This is a genomic window from Microcoleus sp. S13_C3, from assembly GCF_036700905.1.
In the GTDB taxonomy this organism is placed as follows: Bacteria; Cyanobacteriota; Cyanobacteriia; order Cyanobacteriales; family Microcoleaceae; genus Microcoleus.
On record NZ_JAUBPT010000003.1, the window covers coordinates 33,900 to 48,591 of the forward strand.

Genomic DNA, 14,692 nt, shown 5'->3' on the forward strand with positions numbered 1-14,692 from the left:
TCGATTTGAGATTTTTGATTTTCGATTGGGAATTGGCAATGACGATCAAGCAATTTGATCCGGGGCCCCCGGATTCATTCGTGGGATCGCGTTCTTCAATCTAAAATCTAAAATCTAAAATCGATTGACTGATCGAGCTCAAAGTTGGGAGCACAGGCCTACAATTGCATTCTTTTTTGCAACTGGTATCAGTAAATGGAATTAAGCCACCGCGCCGGCGGTGGCTTAGCTGTTTAATAGCAGTTAGAATAATAGAATTGTCCAGCAATTGTGGAGAAATCGCTGCTATGTATTACCTGCATTTCTTGCTGCTAATTCTGCTGTTGCCGATGATTGCGTGCGATCGAGCTACAGATGCGATCGCCCCTGCTGTGGGCGACAACAGCCCCGTCTCGCAAATTCCCTCCCGTGCACCGGTGACAAATGTTGGGACAAATCAAATTGTACCGACCAAACCGCTGTCGCCGCAGCCAATCCGTATTGTTGCAACTACTTTGCCGCAGCCAGGAGCCAGCGAAAGCGCCTCAAAACCTCCTCAAGTAATACCGATTCCCGCATCGCCAGTGCTGCGAGTGCCTCCTGGCTTTGTCGTCAACGTTTTTGCTGACAATTTAGACGCTCCCCGATGGCTAGCTTTGACGCCGACAGGCGATGTTTTGGTAACAGAAACCCGGCAGAATCGAATTACGCTGTTGCGAGATGCCAACGGCGACGGCGTTGCTGAGGTTCGCAAAACTTTTGCAAATGCCCAAAACGGGTTAAATATTCCCTTTGGCATGGCTTTTGCCGAGCGCTATTTTTTCCTCGGAAATACCGCTGAAGTCCGCCGATTTCCCTACACAAAAGGGCAGGAACAATTGACAGGTACTGGTCAAAAAATTGCCGATTTACCGGGCGGCGGCTACAACCAACACTGGACGCGAAATGTTGTCGTTTCCCCCGACAATAGCAAGCTTTTCGTCTCAGTTGGATCGCAGTCTAATGCCGATGTCGAACCGCTGCCGAGGGCGTCTGTTCAAGTGATGAATTTGGACGGCAAGAACCAGCAAATTTTTGCTTCGGGTTTGCGAAATCCGGTGGGATTGGATTTTCACCCAAAAACCAATCAACTCTACACGACAGTCAACGAACGTGACGGTTTGGGAGATGATTTGGTGCCGGATTACTTGACAAGAATTCGTCAAGGCGAGTTTTACGGCTGGCCTTACACTTATTTTAAGCCGAATTTGCTCGACCCGCGCCACTCCAGAAACGGCAATAGCGATCGACCTGATTTAGCGGCTAAAACATTAATGCCAGACGTGCTGTTTCAGGCGCACTCGGCCGCTTTGGGGCTTCAGTTTTACGACGGCAAAACGTTTCCCAAAAGATTTATTAACGGGGCGTTTGTGGCGTTTCGCGGCAGTTGGAACCGGAACGCTGGAACTGGTTATAAAATCGTGTTTGTACCTTTTAATGCCGCGAACGGACGCCCTCAAGGTTATTATGAGGATTTTCTGACTGGTTTTCTCACAGATCCGTCGGGCCCGAAAACTTGGGGGAGGCCCGTTGGTTTGCTGGTTTTACCTGACGGGAGTTTGCTGTTTACTGAGGAAGCGAACAACCGGATTTATCGGGTGCAGTATCGCCGCTGACGATTGGGCGATCGATAAATTCTTCACCCTCGTATACTTTTTGTTGAATCAAGAATTTATCTTCTTTTCTAATTTCATATCATGTCCGATCGATTAACCATAATATCCCGGTCGGGGCGGGTTTTTGAGATGGTCAATTATTGGCAGGTATTGTTGGTGAACCCGCCCCTACCAAAATCGGGGTCGCTCGACCGGACATAATTTCACTATTCAATTTGAGATTCGCTGGGTTGCGGCGGGTTTTGTAAAGAGATGGCTGTTGGTTCTGATTGCGCGCTAAAACCGCCTCTACAAGTCTCGAATATATCACAACGATCGAGGTTTTGCGATCGCGCTTTAAAATCCCGAACCGGGTTGTTTCAGAAACTCGGCTTCTTCGGGAGTTGTTTCGCGGCCGAGAATTTGATTGCGGTGGGGAAATCTCCCAAAACGCTCGATTATTTCTAAATGCTGCATCCCGTATTCAATGAGTGAATCGCTGTCAGGTTCGCCGCTGAGTTGGCGAAATAGTTCGACAGATTTTTGCTGGTTTTCTAAATTTTCGCTGTGTTGAAAAGGCAGATAAACAAATAATTTTTGTACAGTCACCAATTGGCGATCGAATTTATTATTAACAGCGTATTCGGCGGTGGCTAAAGCTTTGCTGTCTGTGGCGAATGCTTGGGGCGTTCCGCGAAACATATTGCGCGGAAATTGATCGAGCAGTATAATTAATGCGAGGCAGTTGTCGGGGGAATCTTGCCATGAGTCGAGTTTACCGGAGGCGGCTAGTTTGTATTGCGGCAGAAAGCGCGATCGCACTTCTGCATCAAAATCCGCATCTTTTTCAAACCATTTCTTGTGGACTTTGCCAAACTCAGGAGAGTGCGATCGACCAAACCAAAAATCTAAAACTTCATTCATTAGCAATCTAGTAGGCGATTGATTGTTGATTAAAGCTTCTGTGTCTGTAGTTGCACAAAATGCGCTATCTGTCCAACTACAAACCGCAGCGATTAATGATTACCAAAGATGACTCCACCCAAACACAGGTACTTGCTTTCCGAGGCTATCGAGGGTCTAGAAAAAAAATTAGATTACAGAGTTTAAGCTTCCAGATTCATCTGTTATCGAGTAAATCTAAAATCTAAAATCTAAAATCTAAAATCGACTGACTTAGGAACCTTTGTTGTCCGGTGCTTAAAGTTACAAACTAGCAAACAGTCTGTCCCAAGTTTTGCCTCCCACAATTCCGTCTACAGGAATATCCGCTTGTCGCTGAAATCTTTTCACTGCATCTTCGGTTGTCGGACCGAACACGCCATCAATTACGATCGGGTGTGGGGACAAGCCCCGCGCGTTCAACAACTTTTGCAGTTTCTTCACATCGTGCCCTTTCGAGCCGCATTTTAAAATCCTTTTATGGTGTCTTACTACTGGTTGATGGCAATCATCTGTGTGGCAAACTGCGGAGCTCGCTGCATAGTTGGCTCTACTTGTGCCCGTCAGAACTAATAGACCGAGAATTGCTAGTAAATAATAAAAAGTCTGTGTTCCGGCCATACTTTCCCTGTTAATTTTCTCAAGCGTTTTTTGCAAGTTTGACGATTGTTTGAGAGTGAGAAACCGGGTTTCTGGGATGGGGGCATCCAATCTCGATTCACCGGGTTTCTGGCAACAGTCAACCGACATTCTACAATATAAGTGGCTTTACTGCAAAATCTCCGATCGTGCAAGTTAAATTTTGTTGCTGTTTGGTAGCAGCAAAGGTAACAATTACTTCGCAGGCAACTGCAACCGTCAGCATTACCAAGTTTCGCGCCAGCGGGTAATCGCAAACGTCATCATTCGCCGCTGAAGGAACCCGATAGTGTTCGTTCCAAATTATTTCGGAGTAATCGGCAGCTAATCCGACGTGTACGCAGGGAAGGGAGACACTCGCACAGTAATCCTTGACTGCTTGCCGCCCGACACTGTTATCAAAAGTATCGATGACTGTGGCGCTGACAGCAAGCAGCCGATCGGCATTTGCGGGTGTCAATTCTTTTGAGTGCGCGTCAATGCTGACTCCCAAAGCGCGATAGAGGTTGTTGGCGAGAATTTTTGCTTTGAATGCGCCGATGTCCGATCGATAATAGGGTTGAGTGGAAAGGTTGCGTTCCTCGATGCGATCGCGATCGATGACTTTTAACTGACCAAAGCCCGATCGCGCCAGACTTTCTGTAATATTCGCACCCAAAGCACCCGCCCCGCACACCGTTACCGGGAAATTTTTGATCTGCGACATCACTGCGGGACTTCTATAAAGTTGTTCGTGAAAAAATATACTCATGGGCATTGGGCATTGGGCATTGGGCATTGGGCATTGGCCCGCGCAGGGCATTGGGCATTGGCCCGCGCAGGACATTGGTTATTTCTTGATTATTTTTTATTATACAAACCAGGCTCAACTAACAACTAACAACTGACAACTGACAACTGACAACTAACTATTAGATATTCTTTGATGCCCCATGCCCCATGCCCAATTCCCCATTCCCATTATCTATTTTCAACTACTCCAACTAATGAATGCAAGTCGAAGTCTTTGTCCAATCCGCTGAGACAAATGCCAGCACTCATAACTGTCAAGTCATTTTTGGCGATCGCAGAAGTGTGGTGTTCTCCCGTTCCGCTAGTCCATTCAACCAGCCAATAATTTTCGCGATCGCAAAAATCCCGCAATTCACCGCCGCCCATTTTCAACGCCCGCTGCAAGCGCTTTTCTTCCCGCACTTTCGGATCGAAATCTTTAATATTTCGGGACACCAATTCGTAAACAGTTCGCATTTCCGGCGTCATCCCTTTAAAGCGAACTTCTTGAGGCAAAAGCAACTTTTTTAAAGCTGCTTTTAACTTCTCAGATGGCAGTGGATCGGCGCGCCTGTCAATCTCTTCAAACCACAAACAATGACCGTCCCAGCGCGCAACAATCTGCTCAAACTGCGAACCTTCTGTTACTAAATCCACTGGTACTGGTTTCGCAACACCCGTGCGCTGTTTAGCATCAGATTCGTTAACAGGATAAGCCAGCCACGTTTGGCCTTGCAGCACGTAAGCCAAGTGCAAGCGAACGGGTACGAGCAGTTGCAAATACTCCGCCACTTGCGGCAAACTCGGCTCCTCAATTACCGCAGCTAGTTTCTCATTAATAGGCTTAAAAATACCCCATCCTTCAAAGTTGCGCGGCTGCGGTTTAAAAGTATAAACCATTGAGCTAACCCGTATCCGCACGCTTCCCCCGCGCACGCAGGGAGCCAGGAATAGGGTATCGAGTAGCTGCCCTTCTTGGGCAGCGAGTTGGCTGAGAATTTTGCGAATATCTGCCACTAAATTGACCTCCGTAATCTTACTCTTTTTTACAGAACGCACTTTTAATTTAAGCACTCCTAAAGATTTGTAAACCCTCTTGACACAAATCACTATCCTAATATAATATTGAGCGATAATCCAAATTAAACCTTGTAGATATATCAAGTAAATATGCTGCCAAAGCTCTTTTCTAAGTTGGTTGTAGTGACAGCTCTGACACTTCCTATTTTTGGCTCAGTCCAGGTAGCTAAAGCTCAGGACAGCTATGGAGCTACTGCTTATTCTCCGACTTCTGATGCCACTGGTATTAGTTGGGATCATCCTACAGAGAAAGAAGCACTAAACGCAGCAGTAGCCGTCTGCAATGAGCACAGCGGAGGTGCGAACGACTGCGAACCCCTGACATCTAATAGTAATAATTGTGGAGCGATCGCAGTAGGCAAAGGAGGAGCCGGTGCGGGCTGGGGTGACGATAAAGCAGCAGCCGAAGCTCAAGCTCTCGCTGGTTGCAGCGAACTAGAGGGCGGCAACTGTAAAGTGCAGCTTTCAGCTTGCAACAAGTAATTAAAGTGATAAAAATTGGTCGTAGCAGTGTAGATTATCGCTGGTAAAATAGTTTAGACAATAGTAAGTTTAAGGTGCGCTGGGCGCACCTTAAAGAATACCAATCGGCTAAAAGTAGGGTACACAATGTGCACCTTACAGTTAATCTCCTACTTCGGAAGTAACTGCATCAGGTGGCAGCAAACTTTCTAATCTATCTTTAGACCAGTATTCAGTAGGATAAGCGAGTGCAATAATATCAGAGAGTCGAATCAGCCACGTAACTTGTCCGTAAGCATCGATATTTTCCCCCTGTTCGTTAGGGGGAACTATCACCAAAAGTTCCGCAAACTCCCCGAACAAATTAATCGGGATGCCGCCGAAACTGCTATTATTTGTTTTAATCCAAACTTTACTGCCTCGATCGAGAGCTTCTTGGAGTCGCTGGCAGAGCAAACTGGATTTTTTGACCTGGGATTTTTTGGCTTTCGACTTTTTTCCCATAGTTTTAAGAAGTTAAAGTAGTTGTATTGTGGGTTGCACAGTGGGTTGCACAGTGGTTTGCACAGTGGGTTGCACAGTTCGTTGAACAGTGGGTTGAGATCTAGTGCGATCCTCTTCGAGGGCTTCGCTAACGCGGTTTGGTATTGAAACGGACAAAAGGAAAAAGGGATCTCGCCCCGTCGCTACACCATTACTCTAGTCTATAAGAAAGTGCTGTACTGCGATCGTAATAACAATTTAATGGCAAAATCGCGAAATGACACCAGTTCCCAAAAAATGCGACTCTAGCCAAGCTTCAAACCCTTAATTCATCAGTGATTCCCAATCTAAAATCTAAAATCTAAAATCTAACATGGTATGACCTGCGGTGGCACTGTTACAAAGTCAGTCAACGATGCCCGTGTTTCTACTGTGTCCAAATGCAGTATAATCGGCGGAATCTTCCCAAATCGTTTAACTAAAACAATGGACTGGCGAAAGCTCATTCATCCAAACCCGAAAGCTTCAACAAGTCAACCAGCAGCGCCAGAAACTCGATTCTCTGTAGAATTTTTGCTAGGGCTCTTTGCTGCGGGATGGACTCAACAGCAGGTGTTAGAGAAATATCCTGCACTGACTTCGGAAAAGTTACGCGCTGCTTTGGCTGGTGCGGATTCCCAGTTAGTGTCATCCATAGCTAATCCAGAATTACAAGAAATTATTGATCAAATTAGAGAATAAGTGAAAAAAGGTAAAAAGTTGTCGATTGAGGATATTGAGGGAGATTTTTGGTAGTAAAGAAGGATATTAAATCTCAACTTCCCCTTAAATTTTCTCTAACTCTTTCCCGAAACTCCAACACAGCCTCAAGGGGATCAGGCCGTTGTACATACTCTCCAATCACTGATAAATCCAAATTCGGCAACAACTCGCTTTGCTGCATTTTTTCATATTCCTCTCCCCGAAGATGAAAAACCTCAAAGCGACGATTTTTCCAGAACCAAACCTCTCTGATTCCGAGCTTTTTGTAAACTGCTAACTTGTCCAGGCCGCCACTACTGAGTACAACCTCGATCGCCAAATCAGGAAATTCTTTTTCTGTACCGATACAATAGCACTCGTCCGGTTCTGTACCGCCCTTTTTTGCTTGAATGCGGAAGGTAGTTGAACCCAATCCCCAAAACCGAGTCCGTGTTTCTTGAAAATACGCTTCTAGCAGCATCCCAATATTGGTTTTATCTCGATCGTGACGGCGACTTGGGGCCATAATTTCCAGCACTTCATCTAAATAAGTAACCCGATACCAAGGACTATCTCCGAGTTGAGTCAGTAGTTGTTCATACTGTTGCCAACTTACCCCGCTGGTAATAAATCTTTCCACTGGATCTTCGGTAAAAAGCTCTAAGTCGGTTGCTAAATCCTTGATTAATATTGAAGTCACCAACTGCGCCTCCCAAGTTTAGAGTATAGTAGAAGATTGTGATTCTCTCATCAATGGTTTAACTGGCGATCGCTACCTCATTTTCAGTATCATCCTCTTCATTAATCCCAAATTTTTTGCAAATTTCATCGAGTGTCTGAGGTTGAATGACTCTTGATTTAGCTCGCTTCAGTGCCCTTAACAAGCGAGTTACAGTGGCAGGCGATCTCAGCAAATAAAGTGTTTCTAGCAAACTTTCTAATTAAACCTCAGAAATCAAAACTGCATTTTTGCCGTGAGGTCTAGTAATAACTATTACTTCCCCAGTTTCAACAGCGCGATCGCAGAGATTTTCTAAATTAGCTTCAGCGTCAGTGTATGTAGTCTCAGTTGACATACAATTCTAACTCCCACTAACTTTGCGAGCATTGCCCGCGAGCTTAACTCACGAGCCATGCCCAATTATATCACTTGTCATCCCTCACAGGCAGCGACGTATCCAGAATTTCCATCAACAATTCCAGTCGCGAAGGACGGCTCAACATCGGCACTAAATTCGGCAAGGAGTAGTAATCCCCGGCAAACGTAAAGGTTTCTACCGATACTTGTTTGTCCTTCAATTGCTTCTGGACATATTCGCACCAAGCACCAACTCGCACAATCACAACATCAGGAATTACCCCCAAACTGCGACAGTAATTTTGATAAGCATCTGCAAAATAAGGTGCAGCATTTTCGCCTTCATCTGTTACCATAATGAATTGCTCGACAACCTGCTTTTTAATTCGCATTGCTTCCACCGCGCAACCGCAACTTGTGCCGCCGCCAGCGCGAATGTGCTTGAAAGCGCCTTCCCAGTCTGTCAATTCGCTGCCGTTTGCTTGCACTGGATAGGGTATCGTGTCAAAGGCATAAACGAACAGTGCAGCCTCGGAAATGCCCGAAATCAAAGCAGCGAGACGCTTCCCGACTTCGATCGCACTTTCCATCGAACCCGACTTGTCAATCAACAAACCCGTTGCTTTCGCAATCTTGCCACGCTTCTTCACCTGTTCGTTTGTCACCGCTTCCAGCTTCGCCGCCGTTGCTGCGTCGAAGTTCGCGCCCGCACCCGCAACACTCGCTTTGTAAGCAGAAACCCGATCGCACTTGGCCGCTTCATCCAGCTTCGAGTCAATCAACTGCTTGACTTCCGCGTGATCCATCGCGCCCCGCGACTGAATCGATTTCAAATTGTTGATGACTTCCTGCGGCGACATCGAGTTAATCAGCGCGGCCAAAACTGTTGGCGTTAGCTGTCTGATCGCACCAACTGCGATCGTATACGGAATCTTGTACTCAACAATCAAATTCGCCTGTTCCGCAGGTGTCGCCGCCTTTGCTAACTGCTTCAAAACGAATGCCAGAGAGTCGGACGGCGGATTGTCTTTAAACAGAATAGCATTAGCGCGATCGCTCGGCTTGACGTGCAGCGTTGCGTACAAATGCTTCATCGCCTTGCGGTTGCGGAGGGCGGCGCGATCGAAAAACTGTGCATTCTTTTCCCGCGATTTCAGATAGCGAGTGACAGCAGTGCGCGCGCTGCGAGGCATCTTATTCTGGTGCCGCTTCATAAAGTCCACAATCCGCGAAACCTCGTAGGGAGGGAACTCTTGCAGCATCATAAAACCGGCATCTCGGTGTTCCATCAGCGCCGAAGTCAGCAAATTTCCGGCAAAAACTTCCTTGTGATCGCGCACGTCGCCGTGACGTTGATACCACACTGCTAAATGACCGTAAAAAATTGGGTCTAATTCGATAATTAACTTGTGAATTTCTGCTACTTTTTCTAATTGGCGGTGAGGAGTTGTGAGCAGACTGTTGAGCATTTCCAAACGCAAATCGCGCTCTGCTGTATTCATATTCATTGGTGTTACCTTCCTATTCGATTTTGGATTTTGGATTTTAGAAGTATTCAAAATCGGTGGTTGGCAGTTGTTGCACGCTAGCAAGTGAAATTTAAAAATCACCGCGCAAGTTTGGGGAGCTTTTTTTTAGTAAACCTATGGCTAAACCTAATAGGGTCTGTATGTAAGCTCTCGCGATTGGGGCGCGGCAATAACTGCTATTGAAAATTATTTGAGGGAAACTGTTTCTAGTTCAAGGGATCTCAAATCGGGTTCAACCCAGTTAATTCGAGCTTCCGAAGACATCAACCGATCGCGCGTGTAATAGCGAAATGGTAAAGTGCGATCGGCATATTTTGCAATCAAACCGTTAGCCAGATGTACGATCGAGCGATTTTGGCTTTCATCGGCGAGATACCGGCGAATAGTTCGCACCCAAAACAGCGTTAGTGTTTCGTGATACCCGCTGTTTTTTGTGGTTTCAATTCCTTGAGCCGAGTTGTAACGTTTAATGCCATTGCGAATCGCATTTATCGCTTCTTGCTCCGAGTCATAACACAGATACCACAGGGCAACAGTTAAATGTGCTTCGTGCGTCCATTGACTTCGTGACAGGTTGCCTTCTTGGAAGGCATGAATCAGACTGTCTATCTCCTTGGGCGATCGGTAAATTGCCAGTCTTTTTCTCATGGCTAATACCCAATTTATTTTTGAGGACGGAAGTCTTCAATACAAACAGGATTACTTAATTATTATCCTGAATTAACAACAAGAGTTTATAGCGCCTAAAAAGTCACTTCGCGCAAGTCAAGAAAGCCGTTGGCACATACGCAGGAGTTGAACCCGCGACCATTTCCTTAAGAGGGAATTGCTCTACCAATGAGCTAGTATGTAAGCTTCCTGTGTTGGGGCGCGAAGTGGAACTTTTAAGCGCCGGATAGATATAAAAAGTTCAGCTATAAAAGGCAGCGCACAAGTCAGAGAAGCATTGTTTCAGCCTCGCGGCAGGTAGGAATTGAACCTACTATTCGATTTTAAGTCGAACGTTTCCAGTTTGTAAGCTTCTTTAGTTGGGGTGCGCGGCCTAATACGTGCTTTAAGTGAATTTCTAGCCGTAAACAGCTTCTGGGCGGACAATTAAATCACCGCTGGGACGGCGATCCAGAACGTAAGACTCGAAGCGAGATCCCTTGACATCAAAATGATTTGCCAGACGTTCCTTAATAGCCTTGTCGCTCATTCCTGCCGCGATACCCAGTTGGTCTTCGGCCAGATCGTAGGAACGTCCTTCAAAACGAATGTGAACCATTACCGATACCTCCTAGAGCAATTTTGGATTTTGGATTAGTAGCTTATCTGCTCTCGAATTTGGCTTTTTGTGAGACGCGGGCAAATTGCCAGTATCGGTAAAGATTCACGAAATCTGATAATCTTTACTGAAAGAAGCGCCGTTCTAAATGATAAGCTTGTTTGATTTTGCGGAGTTCCTCAGCCTTTTTGGTTGGTTGAAATCTGGCTGAACTTGTCTGTTCTGAATCCGCATGAAATTCGTTGAAATTAGACTGATTTCGTACAACATCTGACTCGGGCCGAGTCAGTGTGTAACCGAACAGTCTCGTATAAAGTAACAACATGACCATCGAGTCTATGTTACAAGACTTTCAAATTGATGTTCATTGAAATTTTGAGCAATATTTAGTTGTCAAGGTTCAGAATTTGCACGAAAAATACAGGTTTTTGCTTGTCCTGCGCTTTCCATATCTATATACTACATAAATACTACACGACTGTCAAGGGGGTAGCAAAAGTTTTTTTAGATCGCATATCTCGCACTATTGTCAGGAACAGGCAAGATGCCTGTTCCACAAAGAATGAATTTGATTGTGGGGAGTAGGGGTTGGGCCGGAGAGCCCGCCCGTGAATTTGATTGTGGGGAGTAAGGGTTGGGCCGGAGAGCCCGCCCATAATTAGATAGGACTTATGCACGGGTAGCCAGAAACCGGGTTGTTTCACCAAAAAATATCGATTAAACATCCTTAACATAGGAAATGCTGTCGCGAATATTGTGGAAGCCAGCAGACTCGTAAAGTCCCATCGCACCTGATGAATTTTCAGCATCGACGCCGAGAATAGCAGTAGCCACACCGGCAGCTTTCAGTCGATGCAAACCAGCGAGCAACATCGATCGTCCCAATCCCATTTTGCGGAAGCCGCGCCGAGTGCCGAGACAAGCAATCCAGCCTTCATTGCGCCCGGTACGATCGCACTCTTCCACACTAATCTTGCAGTAACAAAAACTGACAAATGTGCCGTCATCAGCAACAGCAATCAAGTCTAAATCATTTCTGTAATCGGGTTTAGCTAACTCGTACTTAAATTTATCCACTGTTAAATCGTGATGATTCCAGTGATCGATAAACGACTGGTTGAACATTTCTACCCAAGCTGCCGCATCCTGTTCGCCGGGGAACTGACGCAGCGCGAAACCTTCGGGGAAGTGCGGTTGTGGGATCGGTTCAGAGAGCGATCGCGCCATTCGGCAAAAATAGCGATCGACCTTGAAACCATTACTTGTCAGCAATGAAATGCGATCGCAATCCTCAGCGCGCGCGTAGGTTCGCAGCTTCACGCGCGCGCCCCGTATCGCAGACACCTCGCGCATCCGCACTTCACCCCAGGCGATCGCGGCTGCTTCCACATCGCCTCCGCGCGCGTCGGGGTGAACGCGAAACCACAGCCAACCGTCAATTACTTCCCCAGGCTCAGAAAGTGACAACTGAGCAAAACCGATTAATTTTCCCTCCGCATCTTCCCAAAGGCGGATATCGCGGGCTACATCTAGGGACGGTGCGTTAAATTCTTGTTGTAGTTCCGAGATGGAAGTGCCTTCATCGAGCCGATCGACTTCTTCGCAAGTATTGATTAAATGGGCGATCGCATCTAAATCGCGATCGCCCGTATAGCAGCGCGCCGAGAGATTGGCCATCATAGCTAATCACCATTTCCTGTTGTTATTCAGTTTAAAAATAGCTTGGGCGATCGCACTTTTATCGATCAACTCGCCCCAATGCTCGATCGGCATTAAAAATCCGACAATGCAAACACCCCGACGCCTCGAACCGCTACAGCAGTTGACTGCACTCGTGAGTTTCGATAAATTCAGGTTCAGGATTTGGGATGGGAGTAGAAGGACTTGAACCTTCGACCTTGAGATTAAGAGTCACCTGCTCTAACCAACTGAGCTATACTCCCGCATCTAGAATAGTATAACACAATATTTTAATTTTCGCATATTTCACCTTTTTTATTAAGTTGTGTGGTTACTGGGTGCTTCTGAATGTAACCAATAGATCCAATCGCTCCCTTGGTTAAAGATTTGCGATCGACCTTTTTATTTGTTAGCGCCCAGTTTCCTAGCAGCAGCCATTTTATCGCGCTGCGCCCGCATCCCTACAGACGATCGCAGCAAGGTGCGATCGGTACTCGGAAAGAGGATAAGCTGGTGTCAACTAAACATAACTGCTTGAAATGACTGAACAAGAGGAAGTTTCCAAAACCATAAAAGTCACAATGCCCAACCGAATTCATCAAAAGCTGAAGAAGCTGTCTGACGAGTCAGGAATATCCATGTCTAAACTGATGCTCCTGGCAACTATCAACGAATATAAGCTGATTGACGATAAACTTACCCCTGACTAGCCCCATTTGGTACCCTTTCTTTCCCCATTGTGCTATCCTTCAGGAAAATAGTCAACCCTGGAGGTGTGCTTGTGACTCAAGATGAACTCGAAGCCCTTGTCGATGAACTCGGCTTAGTGTCAGTCGTTAGCCTGCTGGCAAATATCTGCCACAACAAAGCCCGACAAACCTTGTGCCTGAAGGGACAAGGGGCTACTCCTTATACCGCTTGGAACAGCAACGGCTTCTTGCTGAAGCAGTTGATGACCAGACTGCGGCCAATCGGCAGCTACGATCGGGATTTAGACCTCAAGAACAACTGAGGTTCTGAGGTTCAACCCGTGCAAGTGCGTAAAGCATTGGTTTTAGTCGGTTAACAGCCGAGTATGTATGCTTTAACTGTTAGGGCACGGGTTGAAACTCTTCGATTTGGACTTGAACCTTGAATGGAGAGGACGGGACTCGAACCCGCATCAATCGACAGCAACTTTCAGGAAACGCGCTTCCTTACTGCCCGCAAGCAGATGAGAACTGCCCCCATCTCGGACTGTTAATTCCTTTCAGTGCCTCCGCAACCCGCTGCCAGTTTGCGTTTTCAGGGAACGTCGCGAAGCAACTTTTTACCCTACTCAACAAACCCGATCGTCCTTTTGGGAGCCGCTTTTCCAAAGTTTTTACGGTGCCATTCCACTTAGGCGACCTCCCCATAATTTTTCTCAGTATATGAGAGCAAAGCTCGTGAAAAAATCAACCAGAATTCTCCCTTATTTATATATAAAATCATAAGAAATCCACCGGGGAGGTACTGCCCCTCCTACCTCTGCGTTATCAGCACGATGTCTCGCTTTTTGACTTCCGGTGGGTAGTAAAAAGGAAGATGAAGGAATCGAACCCTTACGACATCGCTGTCGCACCACAATTTTCAAGATTGCTTGCCGTCCACTCGGCGGCATCTTCCAAGTTGAATAACGGAAGCTGGAGGAGTCGAACCCCTACAGTTGTTAACTGCACTCCTGTGTTCGAGACAGGTTGCCGTCCTCTCGGCAGCAGCTTCCCAAATTTTGGGTGTATAACGACTCTTAAAATTTTTTATTATTAATACACACCCCATTTAAGAGTAAGATGGCAATACCTTTAAAAGCTTGTCATGCAAATCACTCAAGATCAACTAATAAAATGGTTCCAAGAATACTATCAGTCTCACGGTGAAGTTCCTGCCTTAAATAAAGTTAGAGATAAAAGTATTCCTTGCCCAGTAACACACAATACAGTAGTCAGAAAATTTGGAAGTTGGAATAATGCTTTGAAAGCAGCAGGCTTACCGTTATTTGTCAAACCAATCCTAGCGAAGGAAGTAGTTTGTTTTACCTGTGATAAGGTTTTTTATAAACAAAGACACCGACTACAAGAGGGCAAACCAGATTTTTGTTCAAATTCATGTGCAGCCACTTACAAAAATTGCCATAAAAATTATGGAAATCGACGCTCTAAGCTTGAATATTGGATTGAGGAGCAGCTTTTAAACCTTTATCCAGAGATAGATAGAAATTTATTTCAATCGCAAAGATGCCATAAATGCAGAGCTTGATATATACATTCCCTCTCTAAATTTAGCTTTTGAGTTAAATGGCATTTTCCATTACGAGCCAATTTATGGGGCAGAAAAACTAGCGTCTATTCACAATAATGATAGTCGCAAGTTTCAAGCCTGTTTAGAA

Annotated in this window: 19 protein-coding genes and 3 tRNA genes; 7 read left to right on the forward strand and 15 right to left on the reverse strand. The window is 45.9% G+C overall.

The genetic code is table 11. The features are described from left to right. Positions 1–287: 287 nt before the first annotated feature. A complete protein-coding gene (locus QUA16_RS01395; protein WP_333101643.1) occupies positions 288–1,634 on the forward strand; it encodes a sorbosone dehydrogenase family protein in 1,347 nt (448 codons plus the stop codon). A gap of 336 nt (positions 1,635–1,970) precedes the next feature. Here QUA16_RS01395 and QUA16_RS01400 read toward each other — a convergent pair whose 3' ends face one another. From QUA16_RS01400 to QUA16_RS01415, 4 genes are all read right to left on the reverse strand, one after another. Beyond that, entirely contained in the window at positions 1,971–2,537 is a 567-nt protein-coding gene (locus QUA16_RS01400; protein WP_333101642.1) for a DUF924 family protein, read from the reverse strand. 282 nt (positions 2,538–2,819) lie between these two features. Further along, a complete protein-coding gene (locus tag QUA16_RS01405; protein ID WP_333180982.1) occupies positions 2,820–3,305 on the reverse strand; it encodes a peptidoglycan-binding domain-containing protein in 486 nt (161 codons plus the stop codon). Between the two features lies 1 nt (position 3,306). Further along, positions 3,307–3,945 (reverse strand): ThiF family adenylyltransferase, encoded by a 639-nt coding sequence (locus QUA16_RS01410; RefSeq protein WP_333101640.1) that lies wholly within the window; start codon positions 3,943–3,945, stop codon positions 3,307–3,309. A 209-nt stretch (positions 3,946–4,154) separates the two neighbouring features. Then, positions 4,155–4,982, reverse strand: a complete 828-nt coding sequence (locus QUA16_RS01415) for a hypothetical protein (RefSeq protein WP_333101639.1) — start codon at positions 4,980–4,982, stop codon at positions 4,155–4,157. A gap of 153 nt (positions 4,983–5,135) precedes the next feature. Here QUA16_RS01415 and QUA16_RS01420 point away from each other — a divergent pair, with 153 nt between their 5' ends. After that, positions 5,136–5,528, forward strand: a complete 393-nt coding sequence (locus tag QUA16_RS01420) for a DUF4189 domain-containing protein (protein WP_333101638.1) — start codon at positions 5,136–5,138, stop codon at positions 5,526–5,528. A 141-nt stretch (positions 5,529–5,669) separates the two neighbouring features. Here the strand turns inward: QUA16_RS01420 and QUA16_RS01425 are convergent, their stop codons facing one another. Further along, positions 5,670–6,011 (reverse strand): hypothetical protein, encoded by a 342-nt coding sequence (locus tag QUA16_RS01425; protein ID WP_333101636.1) that lies wholly within the window; start codon positions 6,009–6,011, stop codon positions 5,670–5,672. Positions 6,012–6,476: 465 nt separating this feature from the next. Between QUA16_RS01425 and QUA16_RS01430 the strand changes: the two genes are divergently transcribed. Continuing rightward, a complete protein-coding gene (locus QUA16_RS01430) occupies positions 6,477–6,731 on the forward strand; it encodes a DUF433 domain-containing protein (protein ID WP_333101635.1) in 255 nt (84 codons plus the stop codon). A 73-nt stretch (positions 6,732–6,804) separates the two neighbouring features. Here the strand turns inward: QUA16_RS01430 and QUA16_RS01435 are convergent, their stop codons facing one another. From QUA16_RS01435 to QUA16_RS01475, 9 genes are all read right to left on the reverse strand, one after another. Next, a complete protein-coding gene (locus QUA16_RS01435) occupies positions 6,805–7,431 on the reverse strand; it encodes a Uma2 family endonuclease (protein ID WP_333101634.1) in 627 nt (208 codons plus the stop codon). Positions 7,432–7,489: 58 nt separating this feature from the next. Next, the gene (locus QUA16_RS01440) at positions 7,490–7,663 is read right to left on the reverse strand and encodes a hypothetical protein (RefSeq protein ID WP_333101633.1); all 174 of its coding nucleotides are present in this window, start codon (positions 7,661–7,663) and stop codon (positions 7,490–7,492) included. Between the two features lie 9 nt (positions 7,664–7,672). Further along, on the reverse strand, positions 7,673–7,807 hold the full coding sequence (locus QUA16_RS01445) for a type II toxin-antitoxin system prevent-host-death family antitoxin (protein WP_333101632.1): 135 nt from the start codon (positions 7,805–7,807) through the stop codon (positions 7,673–7,675). A 70-nt stretch (positions 7,808–7,877) separates the two neighbouring features. After that, a complete protein-coding gene (locus QUA16_RS01450) occupies positions 7,878–9,317 on the reverse strand; it encodes a hypothetical protein (protein ID WP_333101631.1) in 1,440 nt (479 codons plus the stop codon). A gap of 207 nt (positions 9,318–9,524) precedes the next feature. Next, positions 9,525–9,986 carry a hypothetical protein gene (locus QUA16_RS01455; RefSeq protein WP_333101630.1) on the reverse strand — a complete coding sequence of 154 codons (462 nt, stop codon included), beginning with the start codon at positions 9,984–9,986 and terminating at the stop codon, positions 9,525–9,527. 130 nt (positions 9,987–10,116) lie between these two features. Further along, a tRNA-Lys gene (locus QUA16_RS01460) sits at positions 10,117–10,189 on the reverse strand. 215 nt (positions 10,190–10,404) lie between these two features. Next, on the reverse strand, positions 10,405–10,605 hold the full coding sequence (locus QUA16_RS01465) for a hypothetical protein (RefSeq protein ID WP_333101629.1): 201 nt from the start codon (positions 10,603–10,605) through the stop codon (positions 10,405–10,407). Positions 10,606–11,322: 717 nt separating this feature from the next. After that, positions 11,323–12,285, reverse strand: coding sequence for a GNAT family N-acetyltransferase (locus QUA16_RS01470; RefSeq protein ID WP_333101628.1), 963 nt, complete (start codon positions 12,283–12,285; stop codon positions 11,323–11,325). Between the two features lie 189 nt (positions 12,286–12,474). Continuing rightward, positions 12,475–12,548 (reverse strand) — tRNA-Lys (locus tag QUA16_RS01475). 112 nt (positions 12,549–12,660) lie between these two features. Here QUA16_RS01475 and QUA16_RS01480 point away from each other — a divergent pair. The 3 genes from QUA16_RS01480 (at position 12,661) to QUA16_RS01490 (ending at position 13,297) form a co-directional block, all read left to right on the forward strand. Further along, positions 12,661–12,828, forward strand: a complete 168-nt coding sequence (locus QUA16_RS01480) for a hypothetical protein (protein WP_333101627.1) — start codon at positions 12,661–12,663, stop codon at positions 12,826–12,828. After that, positions 12,825–12,995, forward strand: coding sequence for a hypothetical protein (locus tag QUA16_RS01485; RefSeq protein WP_333101626.1), 171 nt, complete (start codon positions 12,825–12,827; stop codon positions 12,993–12,995). The genes QUA16_RS01480 and QUA16_RS01485 overlap by 4 nt, the downstream gene beginning before the upstream one ends. A gap of 71 nt (positions 12,996–13,066) precedes the next feature. Then, on the forward strand, positions 13,067–13,297 hold the full coding sequence (locus tag QUA16_RS01490) for a hypothetical protein (protein ID WP_333033740.1): 231 nt from the start codon (positions 13,067–13,069) through the stop codon (positions 13,295–13,297). Positions 13,298–13,943: 646 nt separating this feature from the next. Here the strand turns inward: QUA16_RS01490 and QUA16_RS01495 are convergent. Further along, positions 13,944–14,029 (reverse strand) — tRNA-Ser (locus QUA16_RS01495). A 92-nt stretch (positions 14,030–14,121) separates the two neighbouring features. Here QUA16_RS01495 and QUA16_RS01500 point away from each other — a divergent pair. Then, positions 14,122–14,562 carry a homing endonuclease associated repeat-containing protein gene (locus QUA16_RS01500; protein WP_333101625.1) on the forward strand — a complete coding sequence of 147 codons (441 nt, stop codon included), beginning with the start codon at positions 14,122–14,124 and terminating at the stop codon, positions 14,560–14,562. Positions 14,563–14,692 lie beyond the last annotated feature (130 nt).

Bases quoted from the DNA above. Each gene is read 5' to 3' on its own strand.
- QUA16_RS01450 (WP_333101631.1), bottom strand. From the start codon at position 9,317: ATGAATATGAATACAGCAGAGCGCGATTTGCGTTTGGAAATGCTCAAC.
- QUA16_RS01410 (WP_333101640.1), bottom strand. From the start codon at position 3,945: ATGAGTATATTTTTTCACGAACAACTTTATAGAAGTCCCGCAGTGATG.
- QUA16_RS01485 (WP_333101626.1), top strand. From the start codon at position 12,825: ATGACTGAACAAGAGGAAGTTTCCAAAACCATAAAAGTCACAATGCCC.
- QUA16_RS01420 (WP_333101638.1), top strand. From the start codon at position 5,136: ATGCTGCCAAAGCTCTTTTCTAAGTTGGTTGTAGTGACAGCTCTGACA.
- QUA16_RS01430 (WP_333101635.1), top strand. From the start codon at position 6,477: ATGGACTGGCGAAAGCTCATTCATCCAAACCCGAAAGCTTCAACAAGT.
- QUA16_RS01470 (WP_333101628.1), bottom strand. From the start codon at position 12,285: ATGATGGCCAATCTCTCGGCGCGCTGCTATACGGGCGATCGCGATTTA.
- QUA16_RS01500 (WP_333101625.1), top strand. From the start codon at position 14,122: ATGCAAATCACTCAAGATCAACTAATAAAATGGTTCCAAGAATACTAT.
- QUA16_RS01465 (WP_333101629.1), bottom strand. From the start codon at position 10,605: ATGGTTCACATTCGTTTTGAAGGACGTTCCTACGATCTGGCCGAAGAC.
- QUA16_RS01395 (WP_333101643.1), top strand. From the start codon at position 288: ATGTATTACCTGCATTTCTTGCTGCTAATTCTGCTGTTGCCGATGATT.
- QUA16_RS01425 (WP_333101636.1), bottom strand. From the start codon at position 6,011: ATGGGAAAAAAGTCGAAAGCCAAAAAATCCCAGGTCAAAAAATCCAGT.
- QUA16_RS01405 (WP_333180982.1), bottom strand. From the start codon at position 3,305: ATGTCGGTTGACTGTTGCCAGAAACCCGGTGAATCGAGATTGGATGCC.
- QUA16_RS01445 (WP_333101632.1), bottom strand. From the start codon at position 7,807: ATGTCAACTGAGACTACATACACTGACGCTGAAGCTAATTTAGAAAAT.
- QUA16_RS01455 (WP_333101630.1), bottom strand. From the start codon at position 9,986: ATGAGAAAAAGACTGGCAATTTACCGATCGCCCAAGGAGATAGACAGT.
- QUA16_RS01400 (WP_333101642.1), bottom strand. From the start codon at position 2,537: ATGAATGAAGTTTTAGATTTTTGGTTTGGTCGATCGCACTCTCCTGAG.